General features: G+C 72.0%; 3 protein-coding genes. 1 reads left to right on the forward strand and 2 read right to left on the reverse strand.

What is annotated here, in order from left to right:
* Window positions 1-279 (reverse strand): hypothetical protein (locus AC1D01_RS33315; protein WP_477873753.1); only part of this gene is annotated, 279 nt, incomplete at its 3' end.
* Window positions 280-380: 101 nt separating this feature from the next.
* Between AC1D01_RS33315 and AC1D01_RS33320 the strand changes: the two genes are divergently transcribed.
* The gene (locus tag AC1D01_RS33320) at window positions 381-590 is read left to right on the forward strand and encodes a hypothetical protein (RefSeq protein ID WP_477873754.1); all 210 of its coding nucleotides are present in this window, start codon (window positions 381-383) and stop codon (window positions 588-590) included.
* 143 nt (window positions 591-733) lie between these two features.
* Here the strand turns inward: AC1D01_RS33320 and AC1D01_RS33325 are convergent, their stop codons facing one another.
* On the reverse strand, window positions 734-1609 hold the full coding sequence (locus AC1D01_RS33325) for a helix-turn-helix transcriptional regulator (RefSeq protein ID WP_477873755.1): 876 nt from the start codon (window positions 1607-1609) through the stop codon (window positions 734-736).
* Window positions 1610-1726 lie beyond the last annotated feature (117 nt).

Consider the following 1726-nt stretch of genomic DNA (forward strand, 5'->3'; position numbering starts at 1 on the left):
GATCTTGTCCGTCTTGTTGTAGAACGGCTCGGGCATCAGCAGGTTGGAGTTGAACAGGTTCTCCCAGACGGTGTTCTCGAGCGTGTTGGCCGCGAGGGTCAGGTCGGCGTCGGAGATCGTCTCGTCGGAATAGAACGCGAAGTGGGCCGACTCCTTGACGAGCTTGAAGCTGGCCTGCTCGGGGTTCGGGCCGCCGGCGCGCCAGGTGCCCGCGGTGACCGTGGGCTTCTCGGTCGCGCCAGCGGGGGCCCAGGTGGTCAGGGTTGTGCCTTGGTCCACAGCCGGTGCGGGCGCGGGCGCGGGAGCGGGAGCCGGCGCAGGACTCGGAGCAGGAGCAGGAGCCGGCGCTGGCGCGGGTGCGGGTGCCGGCGTAGGTGCCGGTGCGGGCGCTGGGGTCGGCGCAGGCGCAGGCGCGGGAGCAGGTGTGGGCGCTGGTGCTGGTGCTGGTGCTGGTGCTGGCGCCGGGGCCGGTGCGGGAGATGGCGTCGGTGCCGGCGCAGGCGCAGGCGCATTGCCCACCGGCGGCGCCGGCGTGTCACCCGACGATCCGCCGCAGGCGGTCAAGCACAACGACATCAGCAGGCTGCTGATGCCATGCAAACGGGCGGTTCCCTTTTTCATTCTGTTCTCTCGCAGTCTCACGTCAGGCCGGAAGGCCGCGCGATTCTGGGATCGGGCCGCCGCCCAGTGTTGACCGCCCCGTGACGGAGATGCGCCCGTTTGCAACCAAACGTCAGGCGCCCGGCGCCACCTCGAGGAGCCTCCGGTCGCCGCGCCGGAACTGCCCGGGCGAGCAGCCCACGTCCCGCTGGAACGTGCGGGTGAAGTTCGACAGGTCGGACCAGCCGGCCTCGTAGGCGATCGAGGTCACCGGCTGCCGCGTGTCGCGCAGCAGGTCGATCGCGCGCAGCAGGCGCACGCGCATCAGGTACTGGTGCGGCGTGACGCCGATCGAGCGCTTGAAGACGCGCATCAGGTGGAACGTGCTCAGCCCGACGGCGGCGGCCACGTCGTCCAGCGTCAGCAGCTCGGCAGCGCGGCGCTCGATGCAGTGCGCGGCGGCCAGCGCCCGCTCGTCCTGCCGCGGCGCGATCGCCGGTGCCGCGCCCTCGTGCAGCGAACCCTGCACGATGCCGATCACCTGCAGCGCCGCCTCTTCGAGCGCGAAGCCCTCGATGCCATCGTCCGCCAGCGATCCCAGCAGCGCGGACACCCGCGGCGACGGCGGCAAGGCCGCGCGGCCGAAGCGCGGAGCCAGGCCGGGCAGGCCGAGCGCAGCGGACGCAGCGTCGAAGGCCTGTGCCGAGATCGACAGCACCACGCAGTCATCGCCGGTGCCGTCGCCCTGCTCGTGCGAGCACGCGTAGCCCTCGCCCGGGTTGCCGAGCATCAGCCAGCCGGGGCTGAGCACCGCGCGACCGGCGCGCGTGCGGTAGCCCAGGAAGCCGCGCTCGACGAGCGTGACCGAGAACGCCCGGTGCTCCTCGTCGCGGGGCCGCTCGTCGGCACCCGCGCGGCATGCGCAGCGCATCAGGTGCAGCCCGCACGCGCCGCGCAGCGGGCGGTAGTCGCGGTCGGCGGCGAGGCCTTGGGACGGAGCAGCAGGCATGGCGTGCCAGGTGTTGGGGTGGCTGCAATTCTAGGAGCCGGCGGCAGCGACAGCAGTTTTTGCCAAGTCGGCTGCGCGTGCAATGCCTACGCTGGCAGCTCCTCCTTGAATCCACAC

It is taken from the genome of Rhizobacter sp. P3_B12 (assembly GCF_056402895.1).

What these genes read in the sequence shown, in the direction of transcription:
- AC1D01_RS33325 (WP_477873755.1), bottom strand. Translation starts at nt 1,609, where the DNA reads ATGCCTGCTGCTCCGTCCCAAGGCCTCGCCGCCGACCGCGACTACCGC.